The following is a 23095-nucleotide window of genomic DNA, read 5'->3' as shown; positions in this document are numbered from 1 at the left end:
TTTCAATTATTATATGGCCCCCGCAATTCTTTCTTCCGAGGACAGCATGGCCGCGTTGCTCAGTATTGAAGGTCTCAAATGTGCGTACCAGTCACAGACGGTGCTGGAGGATGTCGCACTGTCCATGGAGCAGGGTGAAATCGCGTGCCTGCTGGGCCCCAGTGGCTGTGGCAAGACCACGGTACTGAGAGCGATTGCCGGTTTTATTACGCCTCGGGCGGGGCGAGTCTGCCTGGGAGAGCAGGTGATCAGCAGTCCTGATCAGGTGGTACCGCCGGAAAAGCGCGGCATGGGAATGGTGTTCCAGGATTACGCGCTTTTTCCCCACCTCAGTATTGCCGATAACATCGCCTTCGGGTTGAGTGGTCTCGGGCGCGCCGAAAAGCGCCGTCGGGTACAGGACGTGTTGGACCTTGTTGAGCTGCCGGACTTGAGTGCCCGTTATCCTCACGAACTGTCAGGCGGCCAGCAGCAGCGTGTAGCCCTGGCCCGTGCTTTGGCGCCGGACCCGCGCCTGCTGTTGATGGATGAACCCTTTTCCAACCTGGATACCGATCTGAGACGCCAGTTGTCACAGGAGGTGCGCGATATTCTCAAGCGACGAGGCATCGCTGCGATCATGGTGACACATGATCAGCAGGAGGCGTTTACCATCAGCGATAAAATCGGAATTCTGTCAGCGGGTAAGGTACAGCAGTGGGATACGCCGGAAAATCTGTACTATCGCCCGGCAACGCCGGAAGTTGCAGCGTTTGTGGGCAAGGGAGAGCTGTTCAAAGGGCGTATCAACCAGGATCTGGCAGTGGAAACCGAGCTGGGTGTGCTTGAGTTTGCCGAGCCTTTGGGCGTCGGCTGTGGTCAGGACGTGCAGTTGTTTTTGCGTCCGGGTGACCTGTATCTGGGGCAGGAAGGCGGCATTGTCGGACAGGTCATCAGTTCGGAGTTTCAGGGCAGTCAGGTCCTGTACCGTGTGCGTTTGCACTCGGGGCGTGAAATTGAAGTGCTTGAGCAGGGCATGCATCGCTATGCCGAGGGTGAACAACTGCAGGTGCATGTGACGGCGCATCGCCCGATTCTGTTTGCTGCCCCCTCCGCGGCTGACTGAATACCGGTCGCAGCAGGGGCTCTGTGCCTATAGGTACTGCAGGTTGGGTGGCAGACCGATCTCCATGGCGATTGGGCGATGATCCGAAATCGAAAAATCCAGTACCTTGGCGCCGCGCAGTTCCAGTTTGGGTGAGATCAGGATGTGGTCCAGTGCATGTTTCGGCTGCCAGCTCGGGTAAGTGTGCAGCGTTTCCTCGGCCGAAATAAGATCCAGTCCGCGTAGTGCCGGTCGCTGGAGCAGGTGTTCCAGCGGGTTGTTCATATCGCCCATCAATACCACATGAGGGTGGTCTTCGATCAGTTCGCGGATAAAACGCAGCTGTCGGTCCTGAGTGCGTGCCCCCAGCGCCAGATGGAGCACGATGATCAACAGCGCGTCCTTCCCCTGTCCCAGACGAATCAGAATGGCGCCCCGGCCGGGGATCAGGCCGGGGAGTGGATGGTCTTCAACCAGGCTGGGCTCCAGGCGGCTCAGTACTCCGTTACTGTGTTGAGCCAGCTTGCCCAGGTTGCGGTTGAGCTGTTGGTACCAGTAGGGGAAGTGGCCCGCTCCGGCCAGATATTCGACCTGGTTCACAAAGCCGCTGCGCAGGCTGCCGCCATCGACCTCCTGCAGTGCCACCAGGTCATACTGACGTAACAGGCGACCAATTTGGTCCAGTGTCCGGTTACGGTGCCGATGGGGTAACAGGTGTTGCCAACTGCGGGTCAGGTAATGTCGATATGCCTGTGTTCTGATGCCAACCTGAATATTGAAACTGAGCAGGTTCAGACTCTTGCGCGGCGGGTGCTGAATGACAGGCTCGACAGATGGTTGTGCGGCATGGGCTGGAGCAGGGTGTGCAGAAGCGGAGTGTGGCATGGTCGTGATAGGCGTCCGTTATATCCGGTTCTGTTCAGACTAAGTGAGCACCGGGGCTGAGTCCAGTCCATTTGGCCGTGTATTGATCCGTCACAGGGTTTGATCAGGGGGCTACACCGCTATCGACTGCTGTTCGACCGCCGTTAGAGAACGGTATTCACCGGGCGGCAGTTGCGGGTCAAGTTGGATGTCACCCATGCTTTCACGGTGCAGCGCGATGACCTCGTTGCTGATGGCTGCAAACATCCGCTTGACCTGATGGTGACGGCCTTCGTAAATAGTCAGACGGCACTGGTTGTCGGTCAGGCGTTCCAGTTGTGCGGCCGAGGTCATGACCTGTTCGCGGGCCAGCCAAATTCCCTGGGTGAAGCGTTCTTCTGCATCCGAGTGTATTCGTTCGGCTGTGGTGACCCGATAGGTTTTGGGAATCCGGTGTTCTGGCGCGGTTATTCGGCGTGACCAATGACCATCGTTGGTCAGCAGCAGCAGTCCCGTGGTGGCGCGATCCAGGCGCCCGGCCAGATGCAGTTCCGTGCGCAGATGCTTCGGTAGCAGTTCCAGCACGGTCGCATGTTGCGGGTCGCGGGTGGCGCTGAGATAGCCTGACGGTTTATTCAGCATCAGATAGTATGCGCGCTGCTGCTGCAGGAGTTGATCGTCCAGCCGCACGGTACTGAAAGGGGTGACCGGGCAAAGAGGGTCGGTGACAACACGATTATCCACTTCAACCCGGCCACCCGCGATCAGGTGGCGCGAGCGTTTGTGGCCGTGCTCGGTATGTTTACAGATAAAGCGATCCAGGCGCACGCAGGTCTCGTTTTGAATATCTCGTGAAGGGCAGGCGGCAGCGGGGCTTATTCCCCTTTGAGCTGCTTGATCAATGCTGAGGGCAGGTCTTTCAGTGTCAGCGTTTCGGTGGCCGGGTCAAAGGTGATCGACTTGCCCAGCGACTCGTTGCTGAAACTGATGGAAACCTCTTTGGTGCGCCCGGTGTAGCGAATGTACTTTTTCAGGCTGCTGCGATCAGGGATGAACTCCTCCTTCAGCTCGGGCGCACGCTCGGCGATGAAGTCGTCGAGTGAGACCTCGGCCACGGAGTCCACGTTGCCGGCCAGCTCGCGATAGTTGACGGCGGCGCCTTCCTTGGACTGCTCCATGCAGAACTCGGCGACTTCCTTCTGGTAACGCTTGGCATTATCTTCCGGCATCGCCTCGGCGTAGTCGCTCACGACCTCCATGAAGCGCTCGGTATCGGCCTGAGTGTCCACGGTGTCGGTAAAGCCGAAGAAGCCCATCAGCGGCTGCTGCAGGGGACGGTCGCCGAAACCGAAACTCAGCGTCAGGTAACGCTTGCCGTCAGGATTGTCGATCTCGTGGAGGTCGATACAGGCACAGAGGCCGGTTTTGGCAAAGTCGATATAGCCGGTTTCCTGCAAGTCATTGTCGGTATTCAACAGCAGGCCATCTTTCTGTTTGAGATGGGCGACCCAAAGGCGATGAGCGGCTTCCAGTTCTTCCTCGATAAACAGCCAATGGCCGTCGGTTTCCAGATCTTCCTGCTCCATCAGCATGGCCAGGTGCTCGATTACCTTGGCGCTGAATTGGGTAAAGCTCAAGGTCTGATCACGCCAGTTCAACAGTAATCCCTTGAATACCGTGGCTTCGTCTGCGAAGCAGCCGTAGCGTTTGCTGGCGCGGCGAGTGAAGAGAGGTTTAATCTCCGCCAGTAGTCGGTTGTTCAGCCCTTCCCGGTCGAAAAGCGCTTCACGCAGGTTGTAGGATTGATCACCGGTGCGGCGCGTCAGGCGGTGGGCAATGGCGGCGGTGGCGGGCATGGTCAGGCTCCGGGTTGAGTTGAACGGGATACGGATTATAAACAATCCGCGTCCCGAAAACGCCCTTGTCTGTCAGTCGGTGCGCAGCGAGGAGGCCAGCAGGCGGTCGGCCAGTTCAACAAAACCGAAGCCGCCATTGGCTGACGTGATGAAGCGTGGCGGGCGAGGCAGCTTGTCAAGAAAGCGAGCGATATTGGCCACGCCAAAGGTGTTGCTGAACTGCTCGAACATGGCTGCATCGTTGCCTGAGTCGCCGATAAAGGCAACCTCATGCTCGCCAATGGGGGTGCTCTGCCGTTGTGCTTCCTGCTCGAGCCAGGCACGGGCGGTACTGGCCTTGTCGTAGTTGCCCAGCCAGGCATTGATATGAATGGAACTCAGGCGAGCGTGTACACCGGCGCTCTGCAATGACAGCAGAATCTTCTGTTGCTCCTCGGGGGTGGTGTGCCATTGCTGTCCGATGTCAAAGGCGATGTCGGTTTCGCGATAGGGTTGGTCGGCGGTCGCGCGGGCAAAGGGGTAGCGGTCGATCAGCTGTTGTTGCAGGTGACCCAGCTGAAGCGCCTGCACATGACGTTTGGTTTCGGACTGACGGTAGTGGCGCCGGATGATGCCGGTTTCGTCTTGTTGCATCCAGAAGGCGCCGTTCTCGCCGATCACGGCGGTGACCGGCCAGGTCCTGACGATGCAGTCGCACCAGCCCGCGCAGGCGCCGGTAACCGGGATAACGCTGATTCCAGCGCGCTGCAGGCTGTCGAGGGCGGCATATGTTTCGACGGGAAGGCGGCCTTCCCAGGTCAGGGTATCGTCCACATCGGTGAACAGGTAGCGAATCGACGGATCCAGTCGCGTGGGAAGGGGTTTTGGGGGCTGTATGTTCATGTCAGTGTTCCAGAGTCAAAATCAGGGGCTGATGGTCCGAGAGGTTGGTGAGTGTGTCGACTTTAAGTTCCAGTGGTCGGAGCTGTTGCAGCCAGAAGTAATCGCGGCAGTGCGGGCCCTGAGGCCATTGTTCAAGGTCGTGGATGCCGCAGGTCGGTTGATGAGAGCGGCTGCCGTGGCACAGTTGCCAGGCATCCTGCCAGCCTTGGGCGGCCAGCCAGCGATAGTGCTCGTGGCGGCTGTCCAGGTTGAGGTCGCCACACAGCAGAGTGCGTACGCAGTGAAAGGGCTGGGCATAAATGCCGGGACCCTGTGTCTGCGGCGGCTCCTGCTGCTGCAGGCTGCTCAGATAGGCCAGTTGCTGCCTGCGCTCATGGGCATCATGAAAGGCCAGATGGGCGTTGAGTATCCGTAACGGGCCGGCGTTTCCTTCGATCAGGGTTTCCACTGCGCAGCGGGGCGTCTGCAGCTCCTGTCCTGAGGATTGCGCCGATGTCGCGGGCAGTACGTGTATGCGACGATCCAGCAGAGGCCGGCGGGTCAGGGTCAGGTTGCCGAACTCGCGGCGCCGTTGTGGTGCTGTGCCTGGCCAACTGAGTGCCGCGCCCCAGACCGGGACGAAGTCGGGGAAGGCGTCGACCAGGGCCTGCAGCTGGTCGGGCTGTTTGGCGCTGGTGTATTCGGGGAAATGGCGTGCTACTTCCTGCAGGCAGATCAGGTCCAGCGGCCCCTGCGCCTGCATATAGTCGATGATACGGACAATGTCGATGCGACTGTCACAGCCTTTGCCGTTTTGGATATTCCAGCTGAGGATACGCAGGGTGCTTGGCATCATTTCAACCCCGCATGCATGAAGGACTGGACGAAGCGGCGCTGGAACAGCAGGAAAACGGCCAGCAGCGGGCCGATGGCGATCAGGGTGCCGGCGCAGATGACCGGCCAGTCGACGCCCGATTCGGGCGCGCCGAAGATCGCCATGCCCACGGTGAGCGGGCGGCTGTTCTCGGTGTTGGTGACCACCAGCGGCCAGAGGAAGTTGTTCCAGTGGTGGCTGACGGACACCAGCCCGTAAGCCAGGTAAGTAGGCTTGGCCAGTGGCACATAGACTTTCCACAGCACGCCGAGACGGGAGCAGCCTTCCAGACGGGCGGCATCTTCCAGCTCCTGGGGGACGCCCTTGAAGGTCTGGCGCAGCAGAAAAATGCCGAAGGCGCTGGCCATGTAGGGCAGGCCAACACCGAGATGAGTGTCGATCAGTTCAAGTCCGGACAGGGTGCGGTAGTTTTCCACGATCAGGATTTCCGGCATCACCATCAACTGCAGCAACACCAGTGCGAAGGCCAGGCCTCGACCGCGAAACCGCATTCGTGCCAGGGCATAGCCGGCAAGCGTACAGAGCACCAGTTGGGCGGCGAGGATCAGCCCGGTGATGATCACTGTATTGAGCATGTAACGCATGAAGGGCGCCTGCTGCCATGCGGTGACGAAGTGCTCGCCGGTCAGCGGCGCAAGCAGGTCGAAACGAGTGGCATATTCCGCCGGATGGGTCGCGGCCCAGAGGGCATACAGCAAAGGTAGTATCCACAACAGGCCCAGCAGCCAGGCGGCTGAGGTGGACAGGAAGGTGTTCAATCGGGTCATCATGTCTTGGCCTCAGCGGTAGTGGATGCGGCGTTCGAGCACGCCGAACTGCAGCAGTGCCAGCAGGATCAGCATCAGCAGCATCACGGCGGTCAGAGTGGCGGCATAATTGCTGTCGAAGAAGCTGAAGGCATTTTCGTAGATGTAGTAGAGCAGCAGGTTACTGGCGTTGTTGGGGCCTCCCTTGGTGAGGATGAACAGGTGATCCACCAGCTTGAAGGCGTTGAGGATGGCGTTCACCAGCACAAACAGGGTGGTCGGCATCAGCAGTGGCAGGGTCAGTCGTCTGAAGGTGTACCAGCGCCCGGCACCCTCCAGAGCGGCGGCATCGTAGATGTCACGGCTCAGTGTCTGTAGAGCGGCCAGGTAGAAAATCATGAAGAAGCCGGCCTCTTTCCAGACGGTCATCAGCATCAGACTCGGCAGGGCCCAATCGGGGTCGCCCAGCCAGTTGATGCCGGGGTGGCCGAACAGAGCCAGCAGCTTGTTGAACAGGCCGATCTCGGGGGTATAGAAAAACAGCCAGATATTGGCCACGGCGATCATTGGCAGCATGGTCGGGGTAAAGTAGGCCAGACGCAGTGCGGTGCGGCCGCTGATCCTGCTGTTGACCCAGAGCGCCATCACCAAGGCCAGCGCAATGGAGGTGGGGACGGTGCCCAGCGCGTACCAGAGATTGTTGCTCAGTGCCTGCCAGAAAACATCGTCCTCCAGCATCATGCGGTAGTTGTCGAGTCCGGCAAACTCGGCGGCTTCACTGCCCCGTGCCGGAAAAAAAAGCGAGTGCCAGAGAGTGGTCAGGGTCGGGATATGGGTGAATGCCAGCAGCATGGCCAGTGCCGGGAGCAGCATCAGCCAGGCATGCAGCCAGGACAATCGGTTCATCGTGTCGCCTTGCAGAAATATCCGGGTCGAAAGCGGCCTGCGGCGCGAATGCCACAGGCCGTTTGGATCAGTAGCGGGACAGGATACGTTTGGCCTGCTGCTGGGCCGCGTCGAGCGCGGCCTGGGGTTCGGCCTGGCCGTTCAGGACCGACTGGATGGCATCATCCAGCAGCTTGCGTACACGACCGGCCTGGTGTGTCGCCAGTTCTGCGGTGGCGTATTCCAGCTGGTCGCGGGCAACGGCGGCCGGCGGGAAGGTCTGGACGTATTCCTGCAAGGCTTCGGTGTCGTAGGATGCCGGGCTGACGCCCATGTAGCCGGTGGCGATGCTCCAGCTGGCGGCCTGTTCCGGTGAGGTCATGAAGCGGACCAGCTTCAGTGCGGCACGGCGTTCCTCATCGGTGGATTTCTTGAACAGGTAGAAGTTGCCGCCGCCGGTGGGTGAGCCGAACTGCTTGCGGGCGGGTAGCATGGCCACGCCGAAATCGAAATCGGCGTTCTTCTTCACCGCCGTCAGGTTGCCGGTGGAGTGCCACATGATGGCGGTCTTCTGTTCCAGGAAGTTCTGGCGCAAGGTGCCCCATTCGATGGTGCCCTGAGGCATCACCCTGTACTGGCTGCCCAGGTCGCTCCAGTACTGCAGGGCTTCCACCACGGCGGGCTTGTTGAAGTAGGTTTCGTTACCGGCGCTGTTCATCAGTACTTCGCCGTTCTGTTTGGCCAGGGCACCGAACATCCAGTAGGGGTAGCCGGTGGACGGAATCATCGCGCCCCAGCGCTGGACCTGCCCATCGGCATCGGTTTTGACCAGCTTTTGTCCCATCTCGGCCAGTTCGTCCCAGTTTTGGGGTGGCTGCTCAGGATTCAGGCCAGCATCGCGGAAGGCGTCCTTGTTGTAGTACATCACAATGGTCGAACGCTGGAAGGGAATGCCCCAGGTGGTACCCTCCACCTTGCCGTTTTCCATCAGGGCCGGGTAGAAGCTGTCCAGCCACTGGCGTTCCTCGGCAGTCTGCACCACTTCATCAAAGGGCACGATGGCATCCAGGTCCTTGAGTTCATGCACATCGATGGAAAACATCACCGACAGCTGTGCCGGTTGGCCGCTTTTCAGTGCGGCCAGAGCCTTCATGCGAGCATCATTGTAGTTGCCTGCATAAATGGCGTTGACGTCGATATCCGGGTTTTGTTGCTCGAACTGGTCGATCATGCCGTCCACAACCTGGGTCAGCGGGCCGCCGACCGATACCGGGTAGTACATGGTCAGTTCTGTCTTGGCCTGAGCCGCAGTAGCGGCCAGAGAGGTCAGGCCGACTGCCAGCAGGTGCTTGCCTTTATGCAACATGGTAAGACTCCGTATGGGGAAAATAAGTAGAAAGTGGCGCAAAGGGTGTGTTTAGCCGCTGCCCGCTATGCGCACAGAAGCCATGTTCATGTTCGGGGAGCCAATTGAGTTTCAATTCGGCACCGCAGGACAGCAATTGGTGACCGGGCAGGCGCAGCTTGATGAGCTGATCCCCCAGACGGGTCAGAACGGCATCAATGATGGTATCGGCACCATGGTAGTCGCAGCCAAGGACGCGGGCGGGTTCTCCCTGATGATGGCAGTGCACGTGTTCGGGGCGGATGCCGATACGGTGCTGGCCAGTATCAATCAGGTTCATTGGCGGATTGCCGATAAAGCGGGCCACGAAGGTGTTTTCCGGTGTGCTGTAGAGTGCCTGAGGCGTACCCATCTGGGCCACCCGGCCTTGGTTGAGCAACAGGATACGGTCGGCCATGCTCATCGCCTCCACCTGATCGTGGGTGACGTAGAGTACGGTCATGCCCAATCGCTGCTGCAGCGAGCGCAGTTCTGCGCGCATCTCGTTGCGCAGTTTGGCGTCCAGGTTGGACAGAGGTTCGTCCATCAGGCACAGCGGTGCTTCGGCCACGATGGCACGGGCCAGTGCTACGCGCTGACACTGGCCGCCAGAAAGCTGCCCCGGCTTCTTATGCAGTTGAGGGCCCAGATCGACCAGTTCGGTGACCTGACGCAGACGGCGGTTGCGCTCTTCCACGGCAACGCGCCGGGCCTTGAGGCCGAACAGAATATTTTCGGCCACGCTCAGATGCGGGAACAGGGCATAGGACTGGAACACCATTGCCAGTCCTCGCTGGCCCGGCGGCAGGCGGGTAATGTCGCGACCGTTGAGGCGGATCGACCCCGAGGTTGGCGTCTCCAGCCCTGCGATCATTTTCAGGGTGGTGGACTTGCCACAGCCGGAGGGCCCCAGCAGTGCTACGAACTCGCCTGGCTCGATGGAAAAGCTGATATCGCTGACGGCCCGGGTGTCTCCCCAGGCTTTGCATAGTGTCTGAACTTCAAGTTGGCTCATGGGGTGTCTCCTGTGTCGAAGTGCAGATCACCTCGGTATGCGTGTCGCGCAGCAGGGCATTGATCGGCGCAGGCAGCTGTTCGGTCACGAACATATCCACTTCGCTGATGCAGCCGGTACGTACCGGTGCGCTGCGCAGGTACTTGCTGCTATCGGTGACCAGAATGCATTGGTCGCTGCAGTCGATAATGGCGCGAGACAAGTGTGATTCCTCCAGCGAGAAATCCATCAGCTCGCCTTTGGCGTTGATTCCGCCGGCGCCCAAAATGCCGAAATTGACCTGAAACCGGCGCAAAAAGCGGGTGGTATCTTCACCCATCAGGTCCTGATCGGAGGGGCGGATGCGCCCGCCGGCTACCAGGGTTTCGATATTGGGGTTCTGGCACAGGGTAACGGCAGCGTTGAGATTGTTGGTGATCACCTGTAGACCGGGGTGGTGCAGTAGCGCCCGTGCTACCTGCTGCGGAGTGGTGCCGATACCGAGAAATACGGAAGCGCCTTCCGGCAGGCGTGCGGCAACGGCCTGAGCAATGGCTTGCTTGGCTGCGAGATTGATAACCAGGCGATTGCTGAACGACAGGTTGCGGTTCTGGTGTGGCAGGGTGATACCGCCGTGCACGCGCTGGACCAGTCCTTGGTGACTCAGGATATTCAGATCCTTGCGGATGGTCTGCACGGACACTTCAAAGGCCTGCGTCAGTTCGCTACTGGTCAGGCTGCCACCGGCCTGGTTGAGCAGAGCCAGAATGCGGTTTTGTCGCTCGGATAGTGTCATGGGCTTTCGTTCGCGTGTATGCCTTGTTTCGCAAGGTTGTCATGGGGTTTCGAACGAAATTATTGGGCGGAAGGGTTACAGGACGGCAACAGTCAGATGACAGGACAGTGAAAGTCTGATGGCAAAGAAAAGGCGCTCATGAAGAGCGCCTCAGCGTCAGGACTCGTCCTGCTTTTTCTCGCGCTTTTCACGGCGCTTTTCTTTCAAGGTTTTGGTTGGCTGCTTTTTCTCTTTACCTTTGGCCATTTCTTTTTCTCCAGAATCTTAAATTTATATATATTTCTAAAAATATTTAATCCAATCATTCATCGTGGGAGAGATGCTGGGAGCATCAGAAATTCTTCAAGGCGCTACCCTCCTGTTAACCCTTTTTTAAAATTTTTATTAGTTTAAAATGCAGGACAGACCCCATAATTTTGACCCGGCAGGTTTCGCCCGGAGAGGTACCCAACAAGGCGGAACCGAGCGGAGATAATACCGAAATTTTCTGCTGTTCGGGGGCTGCTTCTGCTGGTGCTACCAACTGGAGCACACAGGTTTCTTCGGTTTGCAGAATTTGCAGCAGTAAAAGGGAGCCGGGGCGGGCGCGGCCTTTCGTATCGGGAGCGCTTTTTAACTGTTCCAGGCGACTGAATACCGATAGCAGGTGCAGCGGGCTGGAATAGTTGTAACTTTCTCCGGTCATGAAATAGTGGCTCAAGCGATCAGCAAACCGCCTGAAAGAAAATGCGATCTGGCTGTACATAAAAACCCTCCATCAATCCAATATTATGTTTGGATAGCCGCCGGAGGGTTTAAGCCCTCCGGCCTAAGTCGGGAATTTCAAGGCTCCACTGGAATATAAGATAAAAACAATCCTGACTAAAATATAAATATGAACCTAAGGATCATACCTGTTATAAAATAAAAGGCAAGTTGGTGATTTTTTTGGATTTTTTTTGGATTTTATTTGGGTTTTAAAAGTGGTGATCGTATTTTTCAGGAGGGGCTTTGGGGGAGGGAGCCGAAGGCCCGCCCTGAGAGCGGACCTGATTTGAGGAATGGCTATTGCGAAATCGAGACTTCAGAGGGGGGGCGCAAGAGTTGAATGTTCCGGTTGCCGGCCACCTCCCAAGGCTTCCCAGGCATCGTACTGGCTCAGAAAGACCTTGCCGTTCAACTCTTCAAGGAAATGGGTGCGCTTGAGGCGGTCCATGACCGGGCCCTTTACTTCCGACAGGTGGAAATGTACCCCGCTGTCCTTGAGTCGGTGGTTGATGGCTTCCAGACTTTCCAGGGCGGAAGCGTCGATCAGGTTGACTGCCGGGCACATGAGCACCAGATGTTCAATTTGCGGACGTTCGGCAATCAGGTCATAGACACGATCTTCCAGATAGCGGGCGTTGGCGAAATAAAGGCTTTCATCAATGCGTAAGGTCAGAAGGCGCGGGCTGGTTTCCACTTCGAACCGATCAACATTGCGGAAATGCTCGGTTCCGGGGACTCGGCCGACAATGGCGCTGTGCGGTTTGCTGGTGCGGTACAGGTACAGCAATACCGACAGACCGACACCGGCGATGATGCCCATCTCGACCCCTTCGGCCAAGGTCAGAAGAATGGTGGCCAGCATGGCTGTGAAGTCACTGCGTGAGTAGGCCCAAGTGCGTTTCAGGGCACCGAGGTCGACCAGTGACAGGACCGCGACGATAATGGTGGCTGCCAGAGTGGCCTGGGGCAGAAAGAAGATAAGCGGTGTCAGGACCAGTGTAGCAATCGCGATGCCGACAGCGGTAAAGGCACCTGCTGCGGGGGTGGCGGCACCGGCATCGAAGTTGACCACCGAGCGGGAAAAGCCACCTGTGACGGGAAAGCCGCCGGAAACGGCAGAGGCGATATTGGAGCTGCCCAAGCCGATCAGCTCCTGATCCGGCGAGATGCGCTGGCGACGTTTGGCTGCCAGTGTCTGGGCAACCGAAACAGATTCCACAAAACCGACAATGCTGATCAGTAATGCCGAAACCAGCAGTTGTTGCCAGAGGTCAATATCGAAACTGGGCAGGTGCAGGCCTGGCAATCCGCCCGGCACGTTGCCGACTACACGCACGCCCTGTTCGCCGAGGTTGAGCCCCCAGGTCACCAGAGTGGTGGCGACGACCGCCAGTACAGGCCCGGCCTTGGCGACAATATCGGCCAGTCGGGCCTTGAGCCCGAGGCGTATCAACAGAGGCTTCAGCTGTTTGCGTACCCAGAACAGAAAAGCCGTGGCGCTGACACCGATGGCCAGAGTGGGCAGGTTAACCTGGTCGAGCCTGGCACCAATGGAAAGCAGAATATCCAGCAGGTTATGGCCTGACGCATCTACGCCCAGAATGTGCTTGAGCTGACTGGCTGCAATGATCAGTCCTGAAGCGGTAATAAACCCGGAAATCACCGGGTGGCTGAGGAAATTGGCCAGAATGCCAAGGCGCAGCAGACCCATGACAATCAGTATAACCCCGGACAGGAAGGCCAGCGCGATGGCGGCAGTCAGGTACTCGGCCGTCCCCTGCAGGGCGAGGTTGCCGACTGCAGCTGCCGTCATCAGTGACACGACGGCCACGGGACCAACTGCCAGGGTACGGCTGGTACCGAAAACGGCATAGGCCACTAGTGGCAGAATACTGGCGTAGAGCCCTACCTCTGCCGGCAGTCCGGCGAGCAGGGCGTAGGCCAGAGACTGCGGAATCAGCATGATCGTGACGATCATGGCCGCAATGAGGTCGCTGGTCAGCGTGCTGCGGTTATAGACCTTCAGCCACTGCAAAATGGGGAGGTAGCGTTCTAGCATTGATTCGCATCCTGTTCGGGGTATTGCAAGGGTTTATTTCCTGTCGGCAAAGTCGCAGGCCGCTGCTGCCTCGTGTTCAGCCGGGCGGTGGTGGAGAATTTCCGGCCTGGCCAGCCATTCACGGCCTTTCAGCATGGCGTTCCAGTAAATCCAGGGCAGCATTTTCTCCTTGAGCAACCAGGATAGGCGGCTGGGGCGCGTACCTTCTACCAGCCAGGTCGGGAAGCTGGGTAGCAGCTTGCCGCCGTAGCCGAATTCGGCCAGTACGATCTTGCCGCGTTCGACTGTCAGCGGGCAGGAGCCGTAGCCGTCATAGATAGCACGGGGTGGTTTGCCATCCAGTACCATCAGGACATTTTCGGCAACAACCGGAGCCTGCTTACGGATAGCGGCAGCGGTTTTCGCGTTGGGTGTATTTCCAGCATCTCCGAGCCCGAAAATATCGCCATAGCGGCTGTGTTGCAGGGTTTCAGGGTTCAACTCGACCCACCCGGCCGCATCGGCCAACGGACTGTTGCTGATGAAACGAGGTGCGCGCTGGGGTGGGCAGACGTGTAGCATGTCGAATGATTTTTCCACCTCTTCGGTGGTGCCGTCGGCATGGGTGACCTTGAAGCGAGCCAGGCGCTGTTCGCCATCGACAGCGATCAGTGTGTTCTGATAGGACAGGTTGATGTCATATTGATCGATATATTCCATCAGGGCCGGAACATAGTCAGCGACCCCGAACAGGGCGGCACCGGCCGTGCAGAATTCGACGTCAAGATCCTTGAGTGTCCCGCTGCGCTGCCAGTGGTCACAGGCCAGATACATCGCCTTTTGCGGTGCGCCGGCACATTTGATTGGCATCGGTGGCTGAGTAAACAGGGCCTTGCCCTGACGGGTGGTCTGCACCAGTTCCCAGGTGTAGGGAGCCAGGTCAAAACGGTAATTGGAGGTGACGCCATTGCGGCCCAGTGTTTCACGCAGGCCGGGAATCGCATCCCAGTCCAGAGTGAGGCCGGGTGCCACGATCAGGATGCGATAGCCCAACTGTTCGCCGTCTTCCAGTACCACCAGCTGTTGTTCCGGTTGAAATGATGCAGCGGCGGCCTGGTACCATTTGACCTGGTGGGGCATCACGTCAGACATGGCGCGCAGGGTCTGCTTGCGATCAAATACGCCACCGCCGACCAGAGTCCAGCCAGGCTGGTAGTAGTGCTCTTGTGCAGGCTCGATAATGGCGACATCCAGGTCGGGACGGCGCTTGAGAAGGCTGCCGGTCACAGCTTGTCCGGCGGCTCCACCGCCGATGATCAGCACGTCATGGCGTTTGCTGATGGCGCGGGGCGAAGTTGGTGTGGTTGCGGACAGCTGCTCGATGCGCTCGCGTTGTGCGCTGAGGTCGTAACCGGCAGCGGCGGTGGTGTTCAAAATAGCATCGGCATCCAGATGGGGGGCTTCCGCCAGCGCCCATAGCGTGCTGCAGCGCGTACCTGTGCGGCAGAAGGCTAATACGGGGCCCTTGAGCTCATTCATCAATTCACGGAATCGGACAACGTCGGCATCGGTGATCTGGCCGGAAACGACAGGCTGGTAATGCCAGCTCAAGCCATGACGTTCGGCGGCTTCGCGAATCTCGTCCAGATCGGGCTGATCCTGACTTTCCTTTTCGGGGCGATTGCAGATGATGGCTTTGAAGCCCTTGGAAGCCGCGACGCCCACATCGGCGGCGGTGATCTGTGGGCTGACGCTGAGAAACGGGGTTAACTGATGAATATCCATTCGAGTGGCTCCGTATTGTTCTCGTTAATCCGTATTGAGTCAGAAAAGATTGATCGGCACTTTCAGATACACTTGGCCATTGTCGTCAGCCGGAGGCATTTGGCCGGCACGCATGTTGACTTGTACCGACGGCAGAATCAGACGCGGCATGTTCAGGGTGGCATCGCGCTCGGTACGCATGCGGACAAAGTCTTCCTCGCTGATGCCGCTTTTAACATGAATATTGTGTTCACGTTCATCCGCAACAGTGGTTTCGTAAGCATATTCGTCACGTCCGGGTGCCTTGTAGTCATGGCACATGAACAGGCGCGTCGTGTCGGGCAGGGCGAACACTTTCTGGATGGAGTTATACAGGATGCGGGCGTCGCCACCGGGGAAGTCGCAGCGTGCCGTGCCATAATCGGGCATGAACAGGGTATCGCCGACGAAGGCCGCATCGCCAAACACATAGGTCATGCAGGCAGGGGTGTGGCCCGGCGTATGGATGGCTTGACCTTTCATGTGACCGATTTGAATGGGGTCGCCGTTGTTGAACAGCTGGTCGAACTGGCTGCCATCGCGTGCGAATTCGGTGCCGGCGTTGAAAGCTTTGCCGAATGTTTCCTGTACAGTCGTGATATGGGCGCCAATACCGGTTTTGGCACCGGTTTTTTCCTGTAGCCAGGGAGCAGCGGACAGGTGATCGGCGTGGACGTGGGTTTCCAGAACCCAGTCTACGGTCAGGCCGTTTCGGTCGACAAAGGCCAGAATCTCAGCGGCTGATGTTGTTGCGGTTTTGCCGGCGGCATAATCGAAATCAAGCACCGAATCGATAATGGCGCAGTGGTTCGATTCAGGGTCCTGGATCACATAGCTGTAGGTAAAAGTCGGCTCGTCGAAAAAAGCCGTCACGATCGGTTGCATAACATCTCCTGGGTTAAATTGCTTTTTATTATATGCTTATAACTTATTTTGATATCCTAATATGGATTCCTGCTTCTGCCAAATAGGGAAAGGTTATAAACAGTCCGGTTTTCATACTGCGGACTAGAGAATGCGAGCCTGTTTCATCTCTTCAATCACAATACGATGCACCTGTTGCAAGGCTCTGTCGGTATGGTTACTTGGCTTGTCCGGTGATGACAGAGGATCGCGGCTGTAGGCCAGGTAGGGATACCAGGCGGTATTGAGGCCATGGTTCAGCAGGCTCAGTCCGGCTGAGTCTTCCTCTTCCATGATCAGCAGGGGCTCGGGTACATAGCCCCAGCCAAGACCATCCTTGATGCCGTCCCGGATCAGTTCGAAGCTACTGAGTGCCAGTGTATTGGTGTCCATGTTGGCTAGCCGAAAACGCTCCTCCTGGTCACTGTCCAGGTAGGTGATTTGGGTAGAGCCGGCCAGGTCGGCATTGTTCAAGTGGGACAGTCGAGCCAGGCGGTGCTGTTGGGCGGACATCATCTGCATGCGGATCTTGGTGACGATCTGCTGATACAGGCTGTCGCCGGAGTAGGTCGGATGAAATGCCATGGCATAGGCCAGATCCAGCTGGCCCTGACGAACCAGTTCCGGCAACTCATCCGATCCGGCAAAGCGCATGCTGAGCCGCACATCGGGCAGAGAAGTGCGAATGTGAGTGATGACGCGACGCCAGAAGGATTCGGTCATGACATCGTCGCGACCGATACTCAGTTCACAATGCTCGCTTCCGGATGGGGCCGTACAGCGATACAGGATCTTTTCCTGCAGCGTCAATAGCCGTTGGCAGTCATCCAGAATCAGTTCGCCGACGGAGGACAGTAGCAGGCTGTTGCCGCGACGCACAAAAAGCTCTGTCCCCAGTTCGTCTTCCAGGGCGCTGATGGCCATGCTGAGCGTACTTCGGTTGCGTCCCAGTTCGGCGGCTGCGGCTGCAATGGAGCCCTTTTCAGCTACGGTGGTGAAGTAAAGCAGATGTTCTGTTCGCATGAGGTGCGTTCCTGGATGAGTTTAGCGTCATTATAATTGACGCTGAGTGATTAGTGGTTGTCATCTTGTATCGGTAGAGTGGCGTTTCACAGTTAAAGTGCCGCCGTTTGGCACAGGTTGAGGAGCATATGCATTGGATTTTTCTGATTCTGGCCGTTGTGGGTGAGGTGCTGGGCACAACCCTGATGAAGTGGATCGTGGGTGAAGGATATCTGTTCTATGGGACACTGATTGCAGTCGTTATGGTCGGAGTGTCTTACGTGTTGTTAAGCCGCGCTACTTTGCGCATCCCGATCACCCTGGCCAATGCCTTTTGGGAAGGGGTCGGTATGGTGCTCATCGCTCTGGTTTCCCTGTTGTGGCTGGGGGAGCAGATCAGTGAGTATCAGGCAGCGGGGCTGGCGCTTGCGCTGGTTGGTGTCGCACTGACCAATTATGGCCATTACCATGAACAGGCCAAAGAGGAAGCCGCATGAGTAGTGCCATGGTGTATCTGCTAGGCTCGGTCGTACTGGATGTCATTGCCAACCTGTCGCTGGAGCACTCCGATGGCTTCAAGCGTCGTCGCTGGGGGGTGTTGGCGGTTGTCGCGATTATGATGGCGTTTGCCCTGCTGGCCCTGGCCGTACAGACCCTCGATCTGTTTGTTGCCTATGCAATATGGGGTGTTCTGTCGATTACCGGGACGGCTCTGGCGACCTGGGCCATTTTTGGTCAGCGTTTGAACTGGATCAGCTGGCTGGGTATCAGTGTGCTGATTCTGGCGATCCTGTTAATGAATTTTGGGGGCTAAGGGGCTCAGTCGCGCCCCGGTCCGACCCAGACCTGTTGCAGGTTCACGAACTCCATAATGCCTTGAGGCCCCAGCTCGCGGCCATACCCCGAACGCTTGATTCCTCCGCTGGGCAGGCGTGGATCGGTTTTGACCAGTCCGTTGATGACTACCTGCCCTGCCTCGATGTCGCGTGCCAGGCTTTCGCCGCGACTGTGTTCTGTCCAGATGGAGGCGGCCAGTCCGTATTCGGTATCGTTGGCAATTTGCACGGCCTGTTCGGCATTATCCGCTTGTAAGACCACGGCAACGGGGCCGAAGGTTTCTTCACGACAGGCCGTCATGTCGTTACGGACGTTAGTCAGCAGTGTGACCGGGTAAAAGAACCCGGTCCCTTCGGGGATGTAGCCACCCAGCAGACAGCGGGCTCCTGCTGCAATCGTTTCATCCACTTGTCGAGCTAGCACTGTGCGCAGATCTTCGCGTGCCAGGGGGCCGATATCCGTTGTCGGGTCGGCAGGGTCGCCCGACTTAAAGGCTGCCAGCCGGGTTTTCAGCAGCTCGACAAAATGGTCGTGTATCGGTGCTTCGACGATAATGCGCTTGGCCGCAATACAGGATTGACCGGCATTGATGACGCGAGACAGTGCAATGGTATCGGCAGCCAGCTCAAGATCGGCATCCTTGAGTACGATAGCCGGGTCCGAACCGCCCAGCTCCAGTACGGCTGGTTTGATCGCGGCAGCTGCCAGAGCGGCAACACGGCTGCCGGCAGCACTGGAGCCGGTAAAGGAAATTGCACGTACCAAGGGGTGACGAATGGCACTCTCGATCGACGCAGTGGCCAGAGGCAGGTTATGAAGAATACCCGCGGGCGCACCAGCTTGTTCGAACAGGTCGGCGATGGCCTCGGCACAGGCCGGGACATGCGGGTCGTGTTTCATCAGGCAGGTGTTGCCTGCCATTAGGGCGGGAGCGCAAAAACGAAACGCCAGCCAGAAGGGCGCGTTCCAGGGCAGGATGCCCAGAACGGGCCCCAGTGGCAGGTATTGGACGTAACTGCGACGGGCATCGGATTGCAGGGTCAATGGTGTCAGATAATCGGCAGCATGGGCGGCATAATGTTCGGCGCACCAGGCGGCTTTTCGGACTTCACCTCGGGCCTCCCTGACCGGCTTTCCCATTTCCAGGGTCATGAGTTGTGCCAGCCGGGTTTCCTGTTCACGCATCAGGATGGCTACGCGATTCAATACGTCGGCCCGCTCCTTGAAGGACGTCTGGCACCAGCTGCCGAATGCGGTGTGAGAGGATCGAATGATTGCCCCCATGGCCGTAGCATCGAGAGCAGGGTAGGAGTGCAGTGTTTGTCCGCTGGTCGGGTTAATCACTTTCAGCATGATTCGGCACCTTTCTGTCGGATGGTTGGCTGACTGCTTTCACGGGATGTGGTGGCCGAGCCAATCAGCAGCGGTGTGGCAGCAGGCTTGAGCGCAAAATCCTGGGGCACGTCCTCGAAAAAGGAGCCGCAGCCGCGTTCGGTAATATAAAAGGTATCGGAAATGCCGCAGGTCTTGTTGCCGTCGACGCCCCACATCCAGGGAATGATGTGGAAGGTCATGCCCGGTTCCAGAACCGAGCTGTCGCCGCCTTTCAGACTGAGGATATACCCCTCGTCCCAGCTGGGCGGAAAGGCGATGCCGATGGAGTAGCCCGAGCGGGTGATCAGACGTGCGCCGACATCGTTCTCGGTAATAATCGAACGTACGATATGGTCGGCATCGGAGACAGTCAGTCCCGGCCGCAATTCCAGCCGGATTTGGCGCAGAGCGCTTTTCATCGTTTCCTGGGCTCTGTACATGGAGTCGCTCAGCTCTCCGCACACCACTGTGCGCATCAGAGCTGCGTGGTAGCGACGATAGCAGCCGCCGACTTCCAGAAACACATGTTCGCCGGGCTGTACCTTGCGCCCCTCCCAAGTAGCATGGCCGATCATGGTGCGTGGCCCCGAAGTGACATAGGGCATGACGGCAGGGACATCGCCGCCGGCACGAAACATGGCGGCACTGATGGCGCCGCCGATTTCGTTTTCGGTGATACCGACCCGGCAGGTCTCAATGCCGGCCTCGACACCGGCCCGGGCAGCCCGAGCGGCAATGCGCATGACATCAATTTCCACTGCCGACTTGTATTTGCGGCCTTCCTCGACAATGCCGAAGCAGTCCATCAGCCGGCCGCCCTGGAAGGCGGTTTTGAAGTAGTCCTGATGGTAAGCGGGAAAAAAATAGCTGTTGCGCTCGTAGCCCAGCACTTTGTCCGACAGGCCGAATTCGCGTAGCGCTTCAATCAGCATCTGGATGGCGTCGCCGGTATCGGAGTAGGGGCGTGTTTTCTCGACCCAGGTACGGGCGTGAATATTGGATTCCTCCATCATCCGCGTCACCATAAACGGCTCGGCATCAATCGGCACCACCAGCGCTTGGAAGTAGGAGTAGCCGGTGGTCTGATAGTCGGTCAAATACATCAGGTTTTCCGGGTCGGTAATGATGACCGCATCCAGCAGCCGTTTTGACATGCGCTGACGCAGTTCGTCCAGCCGACGCCGATATTCTTCGACCGGAAAGGTCATATCGTTACGTTCATGCATTCTCGGCTCCCATCACGTGCCTGACAGCTGCCTCCAGCAGGCGCAGGCCCTGTTCCAGGTCGTCGTTGTCGATGGTCAGAGGCGGAATCAGCTTGATGACCCGTCCACCCACGCCACAGGGGCCAACCAGCAGTCCGCTTTCGAAGCACTGGCGGGCAACCGCCTTGGCGCGGCTGCCGTTGCCTACATCCAGTGCCTGCATCATGCCTTTGCCGCGGACCTCGAGCCCCGCTTCACGGTAGTCATCGGCCAGCGTCTGCAGACGGGTGTGTATCTGTTCACCGCGTTGGCGGGTCTGGCTCATCAGTTCGTCGTTTTCAAAATAGCGCAGGGCTTCGCGACCGGCGACAAAGGAAAAGCCTTGCCCGCGAAAGGTGCCGGTATGCTCGCCGGGCTGCCAGTGGGCATCGTGTTCCGGCTTGACCAGATTCATCGCCAGCGGGGTGCCGTAGCCGCCGATGCCCTTGGCCAGGCAAATAATGTCAGGTTCCAGCTCGGTGCTATCAAAACTGAAATACTGGCCGGTGCGACCACATCCGGCCTGAATGTCGTCGACGATCAGCAGGGCACCGGTGTCGTTGGCCAACTGTTGCAGTGCCAGCAGCCACTCGCGACTGGCGATGTTGACACCACCTTCCGCCTGGACTGGCTCGACGATGAACGCTGCAGGGGCATCAACCCCGCTGGAGCTGTTCTCCAGTGTTTCTCGCAGCGTATTCAGGCAGCCCATGCCGCAGCCATTGGGCGTTTCAAAGGGGACGTGACTGACATGGTTCAGCGGTACTCCGGCGGCGTTGCGGAAATGCTGGTTGGCGGTGCAGGCCAGTGCACCCAGTGTCATACCGTGGAATCCCTGGCTGAAGGCGATAACATGGCTGCGTCCGGTCACCCGTCGGGCCAGCTTCAGTGCCGCTTCCACGGCATTGGTGCCGGTGGGCCCCATGAATTGCAGCTTGTAGTTCCAGTGGCGCGGTGTGAGGATGGTATCGACGAACGCCTGAATGAAGTCGCGCTTGACGTCAGTGGCCATGTCCAAACTGTGAGCTACACCGTCCGCCTCGATGAAACGGATCAGCGCTTCTTTCATGCGCGGGTTGTTGTGGCCGAAATTGAGCACCCCGGCTCCGGCGAAGAAGTCGATATAGCTGCGCCCCTGCTCATCGAACTGGCGGGCGTTGGAAGCCCGGGTGAATACCGTCGGGTAGGCGCGCGAATAACCGCGAATTTCGGATTCCCAGCGTTCAAACAGTTCCATACCGTTCTCCTTGTGCAACAGGTTATGACACGCCGTCTGCGGGGCTGGCCTGCAGAACGTGGTTTGGAGATGTTGGCCGGTGTGTCACCGGAAGATGTACTGCTGAAAGTAAAACAAGCGGCCCCGGAGGGGCCGGTCTGGCGTTGTATTCTCTTCAACGTAGGAGACAAACGCCGGGGCGGCAAGGCAAATGGCAAAAATCTTTTGGTCGACTAAGGCTGAGTCGTTTGCCCTGGTAGAGGAGCCCCCGTCAGGCGGGCAAAACACTCGACAACTTTGGGAATCAGTTCGTCGTTGAACTGGTAGTGCGGGCTGTGGCAGGCGTGTCGAAAATTGTCTTCGCGGGCCATGCCGATCAGGGCGAAGGCACCGGGGATTTCATTCAGGTAGTAGCTGAAGTCCTCGGAAGCCATAATTGGCAGGTGGAGGCTGTCGCAAGCCCAGTTTGGCCCCAGGCTGGCAGCCAGTACTTCACGATAGCGAGCGGCTGCTTCGGGATGGTTCAGAGTTGCTTCGTAGCGCTTGGCGGTTTCTACACGGGCATGAACGCCATAACTGCGTGCGGTATCTTCCGTTATGTCTTTGATCAGGCGGTTGAGGGTGTCGCGCAGTGCTGGCTGGCTCAGGCGTATGCTGCCGCTCAGGGTGACTCTTTCCGGAGTCACGTTGACGGCACTGATGGCCTTGATCTGAGTGACGCTGATGACGCAGGCCGACTGCGGCGGCAGCCGACGGCTGACAATCTGCTGCAGGTTCAAGGTCACGGCTGCAGCGGCCAAAACAGGGTCATGGCACAGCTCCGGTTGGCTGGCATGTCCACCCTTGCCGCACAGTTCTATTGCAAAGGTGCCGTTGCCGGACATGATCGCTCCATCGGGGCAGACGGCCTGGCCATGGGGAATGGAGGGCCAGTTGTGCCAGCCGTAGATGCGTTCGACGCCATCCAGCGCACCTTCCTCAATCATGCTGCGAGCGCCATGCCCCCCTTCCTCGGCGGGCTGAAACAGCAGGGTTACCGGTCCCGGCAGTTGTGTTTCATTGACTTTCAACCAGGCGGCGGTTGCCCAGAGTACGGCGGTGTGGCCGTCGTGGCCACAGGCATGCATGCAACCCGGACGCTCCGAGCGGTAGGGCAGGTCGGTTTGTTCTTCGATTGGCAGGGCATCGATGTCGCCGCGCAGAGCGATGTGCGTGCCCTTGGCTGAAGGTGCAAGCGTGGCCAGGGTGCCGTAACGGGCGCAGCTGCGCCAGGGAATATTCAACGTGTCCAGCTGTTCGCGGATCAGGCGGCTGGTGTTCTCTTCCTGCCAGGTCAGCTCCGGTTGTCGGTGCAACTGGTGTCGGAAGCGTACCGCCTGTTGAATGATCTGTCGCCATTGATGGTCCATGGTGCCTCCGGGCAGAATGTAATCTGCTTCAGTCTGGCAAAATTCCAACGCTACTGCCCAGGCTTGACCTGCTGCCGTTGCTGTTTGTTAAGCGTTCAGTGAGAAGGTAGAACAAAGCGACTAGACTGTCAGTAATACATCATGCCGCAGGAGGCAG

23 protein-coding genes are annotated in these 23095 nt (G+C 58.3%); 4 read left to right on the top strand and 19 right to left on the bottom strand.

Translation table 11 applies throughout. From position 1 onward, the window contains the following. Positions 1 to 46 precede the first annotated feature (46 nt). Complete coding sequence (locus H1S06_RS08725; RefSeq protein WP_181739246.1) at positions 47 to 1105, top strand: ABC transporter ATP-binding protein; 1059 nt, start codon at positions 47 to 49, stop codon at positions 1103 to 1105. A gap of 27 nt (positions 1106 to 1132) precedes the next feature. Here the strand turns inward: H1S06_RS08725 and H1S06_RS08720 are convergent, their stop codons facing one another. The 15 genes from H1S06_RS08720 to H1S06_RS08650 form a co-directional block, all read right to left on the bottom strand. Next, entirely contained in the window at positions 1133 to 1969 is an 837-nt protein-coding gene (locus H1S06_RS08720) for an endonuclease/exonuclease/phosphatase family protein (RefSeq protein ID WP_181739243.1), read from the bottom strand. A gap of 111 nt (positions 1970 to 2080) precedes the next feature. After that, complete coding sequence (locus tag H1S06_RS08715; protein WP_181739241.1) at positions 2081 to 2776, bottom strand: pseudouridine synthase; 696 nt, start codon at positions 2774 to 2776, stop codon at positions 2081 to 2083. A gap of 47 nt (positions 2777 to 2823) precedes the next feature. Next, entirely contained in the window at positions 2824 to 3804 is a 981-nt protein-coding gene (locus H1S06_RS08710) for a nucleoid-associated protein (RefSeq protein ID WP_181739239.1), read from the bottom strand. A 72-nt stretch (positions 3805 to 3876) separates the two neighbouring features. Next, on the bottom strand, positions 3877 to 4686 hold the full coding sequence (locus H1S06_RS08705) for an HAD-IIB family hydrolase (RefSeq protein WP_181739237.1): 810 nt from the start codon (positions 4684 to 4686) through the stop codon (positions 3877 to 3879). A gap of 1 nt (position 4687) precedes the next feature. Next, a complete protein-coding gene (locus tag H1S06_RS08700) occupies positions 4688 to 5521 on the bottom strand; it encodes an endonuclease/exonuclease/phosphatase family protein (protein WP_181739235.1) in 834 nt (277 codons plus the stop codon). Next, the gene (locus tag H1S06_RS08695; RefSeq protein WP_181739233.1) at positions 5518 to 6330 is read right to left on the bottom strand and encodes a carbohydrate ABC transporter permease; all 813 of its coding nucleotides are present in this window, start codon (positions 6328 to 6330) and stop codon (positions 5518 to 5520) included. The genes H1S06_RS08700 and H1S06_RS08695 overlap by 4 nt, the downstream gene beginning before the upstream one ends. A gap of 9 nt (positions 6331 to 6339) precedes the next feature. Then, positions 6340 to 7212 carry a carbohydrate ABC transporter permease gene (locus H1S06_RS08690; protein WP_181739231.1) on the bottom strand — a complete coding sequence of 291 codons (873 nt, stop codon included), beginning with the start codon at positions 7210 to 7212 and terminating at the stop codon, positions 6340 to 6342. A 67-nt stretch (positions 7213 to 7279) separates the two neighbouring features. Beyond that, positions 7280 to 8557, bottom strand: coding sequence for an ABC transporter substrate-binding protein (locus H1S06_RS08685; protein ID WP_181739229.1), 1278 nt, complete (start codon positions 8555 to 8557; stop codon positions 7280 to 7282). Then, on the bottom strand, positions 8547 to 9590 hold the full coding sequence (locus tag H1S06_RS08680) for an ABC transporter ATP-binding protein (RefSeq protein ID WP_181739227.1): 1044 nt from the start codon (positions 9588 to 9590) through the stop codon (positions 8547 to 8549). Before H1S06_RS08680 ends, H1S06_RS08685 begins: the two co-directional genes overlap by 11 nt. Further along, positions 9577 to 10365, bottom strand: a complete 789-nt coding sequence (locus H1S06_RS08675) for a DeoR/GlpR family DNA-binding transcription regulator (RefSeq protein ID WP_181739225.1) — start codon at positions 10363 to 10365, stop codon at positions 9577 to 9579. The genes H1S06_RS08680 and H1S06_RS08675 overlap by 14 nt, the downstream gene beginning before the upstream one ends. Before the next feature lie 361 nt (positions 10366 to 10726). After that, on the bottom strand, positions 10727 to 11110 hold the full coding sequence (locus H1S06_RS08670) for a GreA/GreB family elongation factor (protein WP_181739223.1): 384 nt from the start codon (positions 11108 to 11110) through the stop codon (positions 10727 to 10729). A 318-nt stretch (positions 11111 to 11428) separates the two neighbouring features. Continuing rightward, positions 11429 to 13171, bottom strand: coding sequence for a SulP family inorganic anion transporter (locus H1S06_RS08665; protein WP_181739221.1), 1743 nt, complete (start codon positions 13169 to 13171; stop codon positions 11429 to 11431). A gap of 33 nt (positions 13172 to 13204) precedes the next feature. Further along, a complete protein-coding gene (locus H1S06_RS08660) occupies positions 13205 to 14935 on the bottom strand; it encodes a bifunctional protein tyrosine phosphatase family protein/NAD(P)/FAD-dependent oxidoreductase (RefSeq protein ID WP_181739219.1) in 1731 nt (576 codons plus the stop codon). Positions 14936 to 14974: 39 nt separating this feature from the next. Next, a complete protein-coding gene (locus tag H1S06_RS08655) occupies positions 14975 to 15838 on the bottom strand; it encodes an MBL fold metallo-hydrolase (protein WP_181739217.1) in 864 nt (287 codons plus the stop codon). A gap of 123 nt (positions 15839 to 15961) precedes the next feature. Then, entirely contained in the window at positions 15962 to 16879 is a 918-nt protein-coding gene (locus H1S06_RS08650) for a LysR family transcriptional regulator (protein ID WP_181739215.1), read from the bottom strand. Between the two features lie 128 nt (positions 16880 to 17007). Between H1S06_RS08650 and H1S06_RS08645 the strand changes: the two genes are divergently transcribed. Together H1S06_RS08645 and H1S06_RS08640 are read left to right on the top strand one after the other, a co-directional pair. Then, positions 17008 to 17355 (top strand): DMT family transporter, encoded by a 348-nt coding sequence (locus tag H1S06_RS08645; RefSeq protein WP_181739213.1) that lies wholly within the window; start codon positions 17008 to 17010, stop codon positions 17353 to 17355. Then, the gene (locus tag H1S06_RS08640; RefSeq protein ID WP_181739211.1) at positions 17352 to 17672 is read left to right on the top strand and encodes an SMR family transporter; all 321 of its coding nucleotides are present in this window, start codon (positions 17352 to 17354) and stop codon (positions 17670 to 17672) included. Before H1S06_RS08645 ends, H1S06_RS08640 begins: the two co-directional genes overlap by 4 nt. 5 nt (positions 17673 to 17677) lie before the next feature. Here H1S06_RS08640 and H1S06_RS08635 read toward each other — a convergent pair whose 3' ends face one another. The 3 genes from H1S06_RS08635 to H1S06_RS08625 are packed head-to-tail and all read right to left on the bottom strand — an operon-like array spanning position 17678 to position 21550. Beyond that, the gene (locus H1S06_RS08635; RefSeq protein WP_181739209.1) at positions 17678 to 19048 is read right to left on the bottom strand and encodes an NAD-dependent succinate-semialdehyde dehydrogenase; all 1371 of its coding nucleotides are present in this window, start codon (positions 19046 to 19048) and stop codon (positions 17678 to 17680) included. Continuing rightward, the gene (gene doeA / locus H1S06_RS08630; RefSeq protein ID WP_181739207.1) at positions 19042 to 20295 is read right to left on the bottom strand and encodes an ectoine hydrolase; all 1254 of its coding nucleotides are present in this window, start codon (positions 20293 to 20295) and stop codon (positions 19042 to 19044) included. Before doeA ends, H1S06_RS08635 begins: the two co-directional genes overlap by 7 nt. Then, the gene (locus H1S06_RS08625; protein WP_181739205.1) at positions 20288 to 21550 is read right to left on the bottom strand and encodes an aspartate aminotransferase family protein; all 1263 of its coding nucleotides are present in this window, start codon (positions 21548 to 21550) and stop codon (positions 20288 to 20290) included. The genes doeA and H1S06_RS08625 overlap by 8 nt, the downstream gene beginning before the upstream one ends. A 24-nt stretch (positions 21551 to 21574) precedes the next feature. Here H1S06_RS08625 and H1S06_RS08620 point away from each other — a divergent pair, with 24 nt between their 5' ends. After that, entirely contained in the window at positions 21575 to 21766 is a 192-nt protein-coding gene (locus H1S06_RS08620) for a hypothetical protein (RefSeq protein ID WP_181739203.1), read from the top strand. Here H1S06_RS08620 and doeB2 read toward each other — a convergent pair. Further along, the gene (gene doeB2 / locus H1S06_RS08615; protein WP_181739201.1) at positions 21763 to 22938 is read right to left on the bottom strand and encodes a N(2)-acetyl-L-2,4-diaminobutanoate deacetylase DoeB2; all 1176 of its coding nucleotides are present in this window, start codon (positions 22936 to 22938) and stop codon (positions 21763 to 21765) included. The two genes, H1S06_RS08620 and doeB2, sit on opposite strands and share 4 nt — an antisense overlap. Between the last annotated feature and the right edge of the window lie 157 nt (positions 22939 to 23095).

This window comes from Marinobacterium marinum (assembly GCF_013868415.1).
Taxonomy (GTDB): Bacteria; Pseudomonadota; Gammaproteobacteria; order Pseudomonadales; family Balneatricaceae; genus Marinobacterium; species Marinobacterium marinum.
This window is presented reverse-complemented; position numbering and strand designations above follow the sequence as displayed.

Bases quoted from the DNA above. Each gene is read 5' to 3' on its own strand.
- H1S06_RS08725 (WP_181739246.1), top strand. From the start codon at position 47: ATGGCCGCGTTGCTCAGTATTGAAGGTCTCAAATGTGCGTACCAGTCA.
- H1S06_RS08720 (WP_181739243.1), bottom strand. From the start codon at position 1,969: ATGCCACACTCCGCTTCTGCACACCCTGCTCCAGCCCATGCCGCACAA.
- H1S06_RS08710 (WP_181739239.1), bottom strand. From the start codon at position 3,804: ATGCCCGCCACCGCCGCCATTGCCCACCGCCTGACGCGCCGCACCGGT.
- H1S06_RS08705 (WP_181739237.1), bottom strand. From the start codon at position 4,686: ATGAACATACAGCCCCCAAAACCCCTTCCCACGCGACTGGATCCGTCG.
- H1S06_RS08700 (WP_181739235.1), bottom strand. From the start codon at position 5,521: ATGATGCCAAGCACCCTGCGTATCCTCAGCTGGAATATCCAAAACGGC.
- H1S06_RS08695 (WP_181739233.1), bottom strand. From the start codon at position 6,330: ATGATGACCCGATTGAACACCTTCCTGTCCACCTCAGCCGCCTGGCTG.
- H1S06_RS08690 (WP_181739231.1), bottom strand. From the start codon at position 7,212: ATGAACCGATTGTCCTGGCTGCATGCCTGGCTGATGCTGCTCCCGGCA.
- H1S06_RS08685 (WP_181739229.1), bottom strand. From the start codon at position 8,557: ATGTTGCATAAAGGCAAGCACCTGCTGGCAGTCGGCCTGACCTCTCTG.
- H1S06_RS08680 (WP_181739227.1), bottom strand. From the start codon at position 9,590: ATGAGCCAACTTGAAGTTCAGACACTATGCAAAGCCTGGGGAGACACC.
- H1S06_RS08675 (WP_181739225.1), bottom strand. From the start codon at position 10,365: ATGACACTATCCGAGCGACAAAACCGCATTCTGGCTCTGCTCAACCAG.
- H1S06_RS08670 (WP_181739223.1), bottom strand. From the start codon at position 11,110: ATGTACAGCCAGATCGCATTTTCTTTCAGGCGGTTTGCTGATCGCTTG.
- H1S06_RS08665 (WP_181739221.1), bottom strand. From the start codon at position 13,171: ATGCTAGAACGCTACCTCCCCATTTTGCAGTGGCTGAAGGTCTATAAC.
- H1S06_RS08660 (WP_181739219.1), bottom strand. From the start codon at position 14,935: ATGGATATTCATCAGTTAACCCCGTTTCTCAGCGTCAGCCCACAGATC.
- H1S06_RS08655 (WP_181739217.1), bottom strand. From the start codon at position 15,838: ATGCAACCGATCGTGACGGCTTTTTTCGACGAGCCGACTTTTACCTAC.
- H1S06_RS08650 (WP_181739215.1), bottom strand. From the start codon at position 16,879: ATGCGAACAGAACATCTGCTTTACTTCACCACCGTAGCTGAAAAGGGC.
- H1S06_RS08645 (WP_181739213.1), top strand. From the start codon at position 17,008: ATGCATTGGATTTTTCTGATTCTGGCCGTTGTGGGTGAGGTGCTGGGC.
- H1S06_RS08640 (WP_181739211.1), top strand. From the start codon at position 17,352: ATGAGTAGTGCCATGGTGTATCTGCTAGGCTCGGTCGTACTGGATGTC.
- H1S06_RS08635 (WP_181739209.1), bottom strand. From the start codon at position 19,048: ATGCTGAAAGTGATTAACCCGACCAGCGGACAAACACTGCACTCCTAC.
- doeA (WP_181739207.1), bottom strand. From the start codon at position 20,295: ATGCATGAACGTAACGATATGACCTTTCCGGTCGAAGAATATCGGCGT.
- H1S06_RS08625 (WP_181739205.1), bottom strand. From the start codon at position 21,550: ATGGAACTGTTTGAACGCTGGGAATCCGAAATTCGCGGTTATTCGCGC.
- H1S06_RS08620 (WP_181739203.1), top strand. From the start codon at position 21,575: ATGACACGCCGTCTGCGGGGCTGGCCTGCAGAACGTGGTTTGGAGATG.
- doeB2 (WP_181739201.1), bottom strand. From the start codon at position 22,938: ATGGACCATCAATGGCGACAGATCATTCAACAGGCGGTACGCTTCCGA.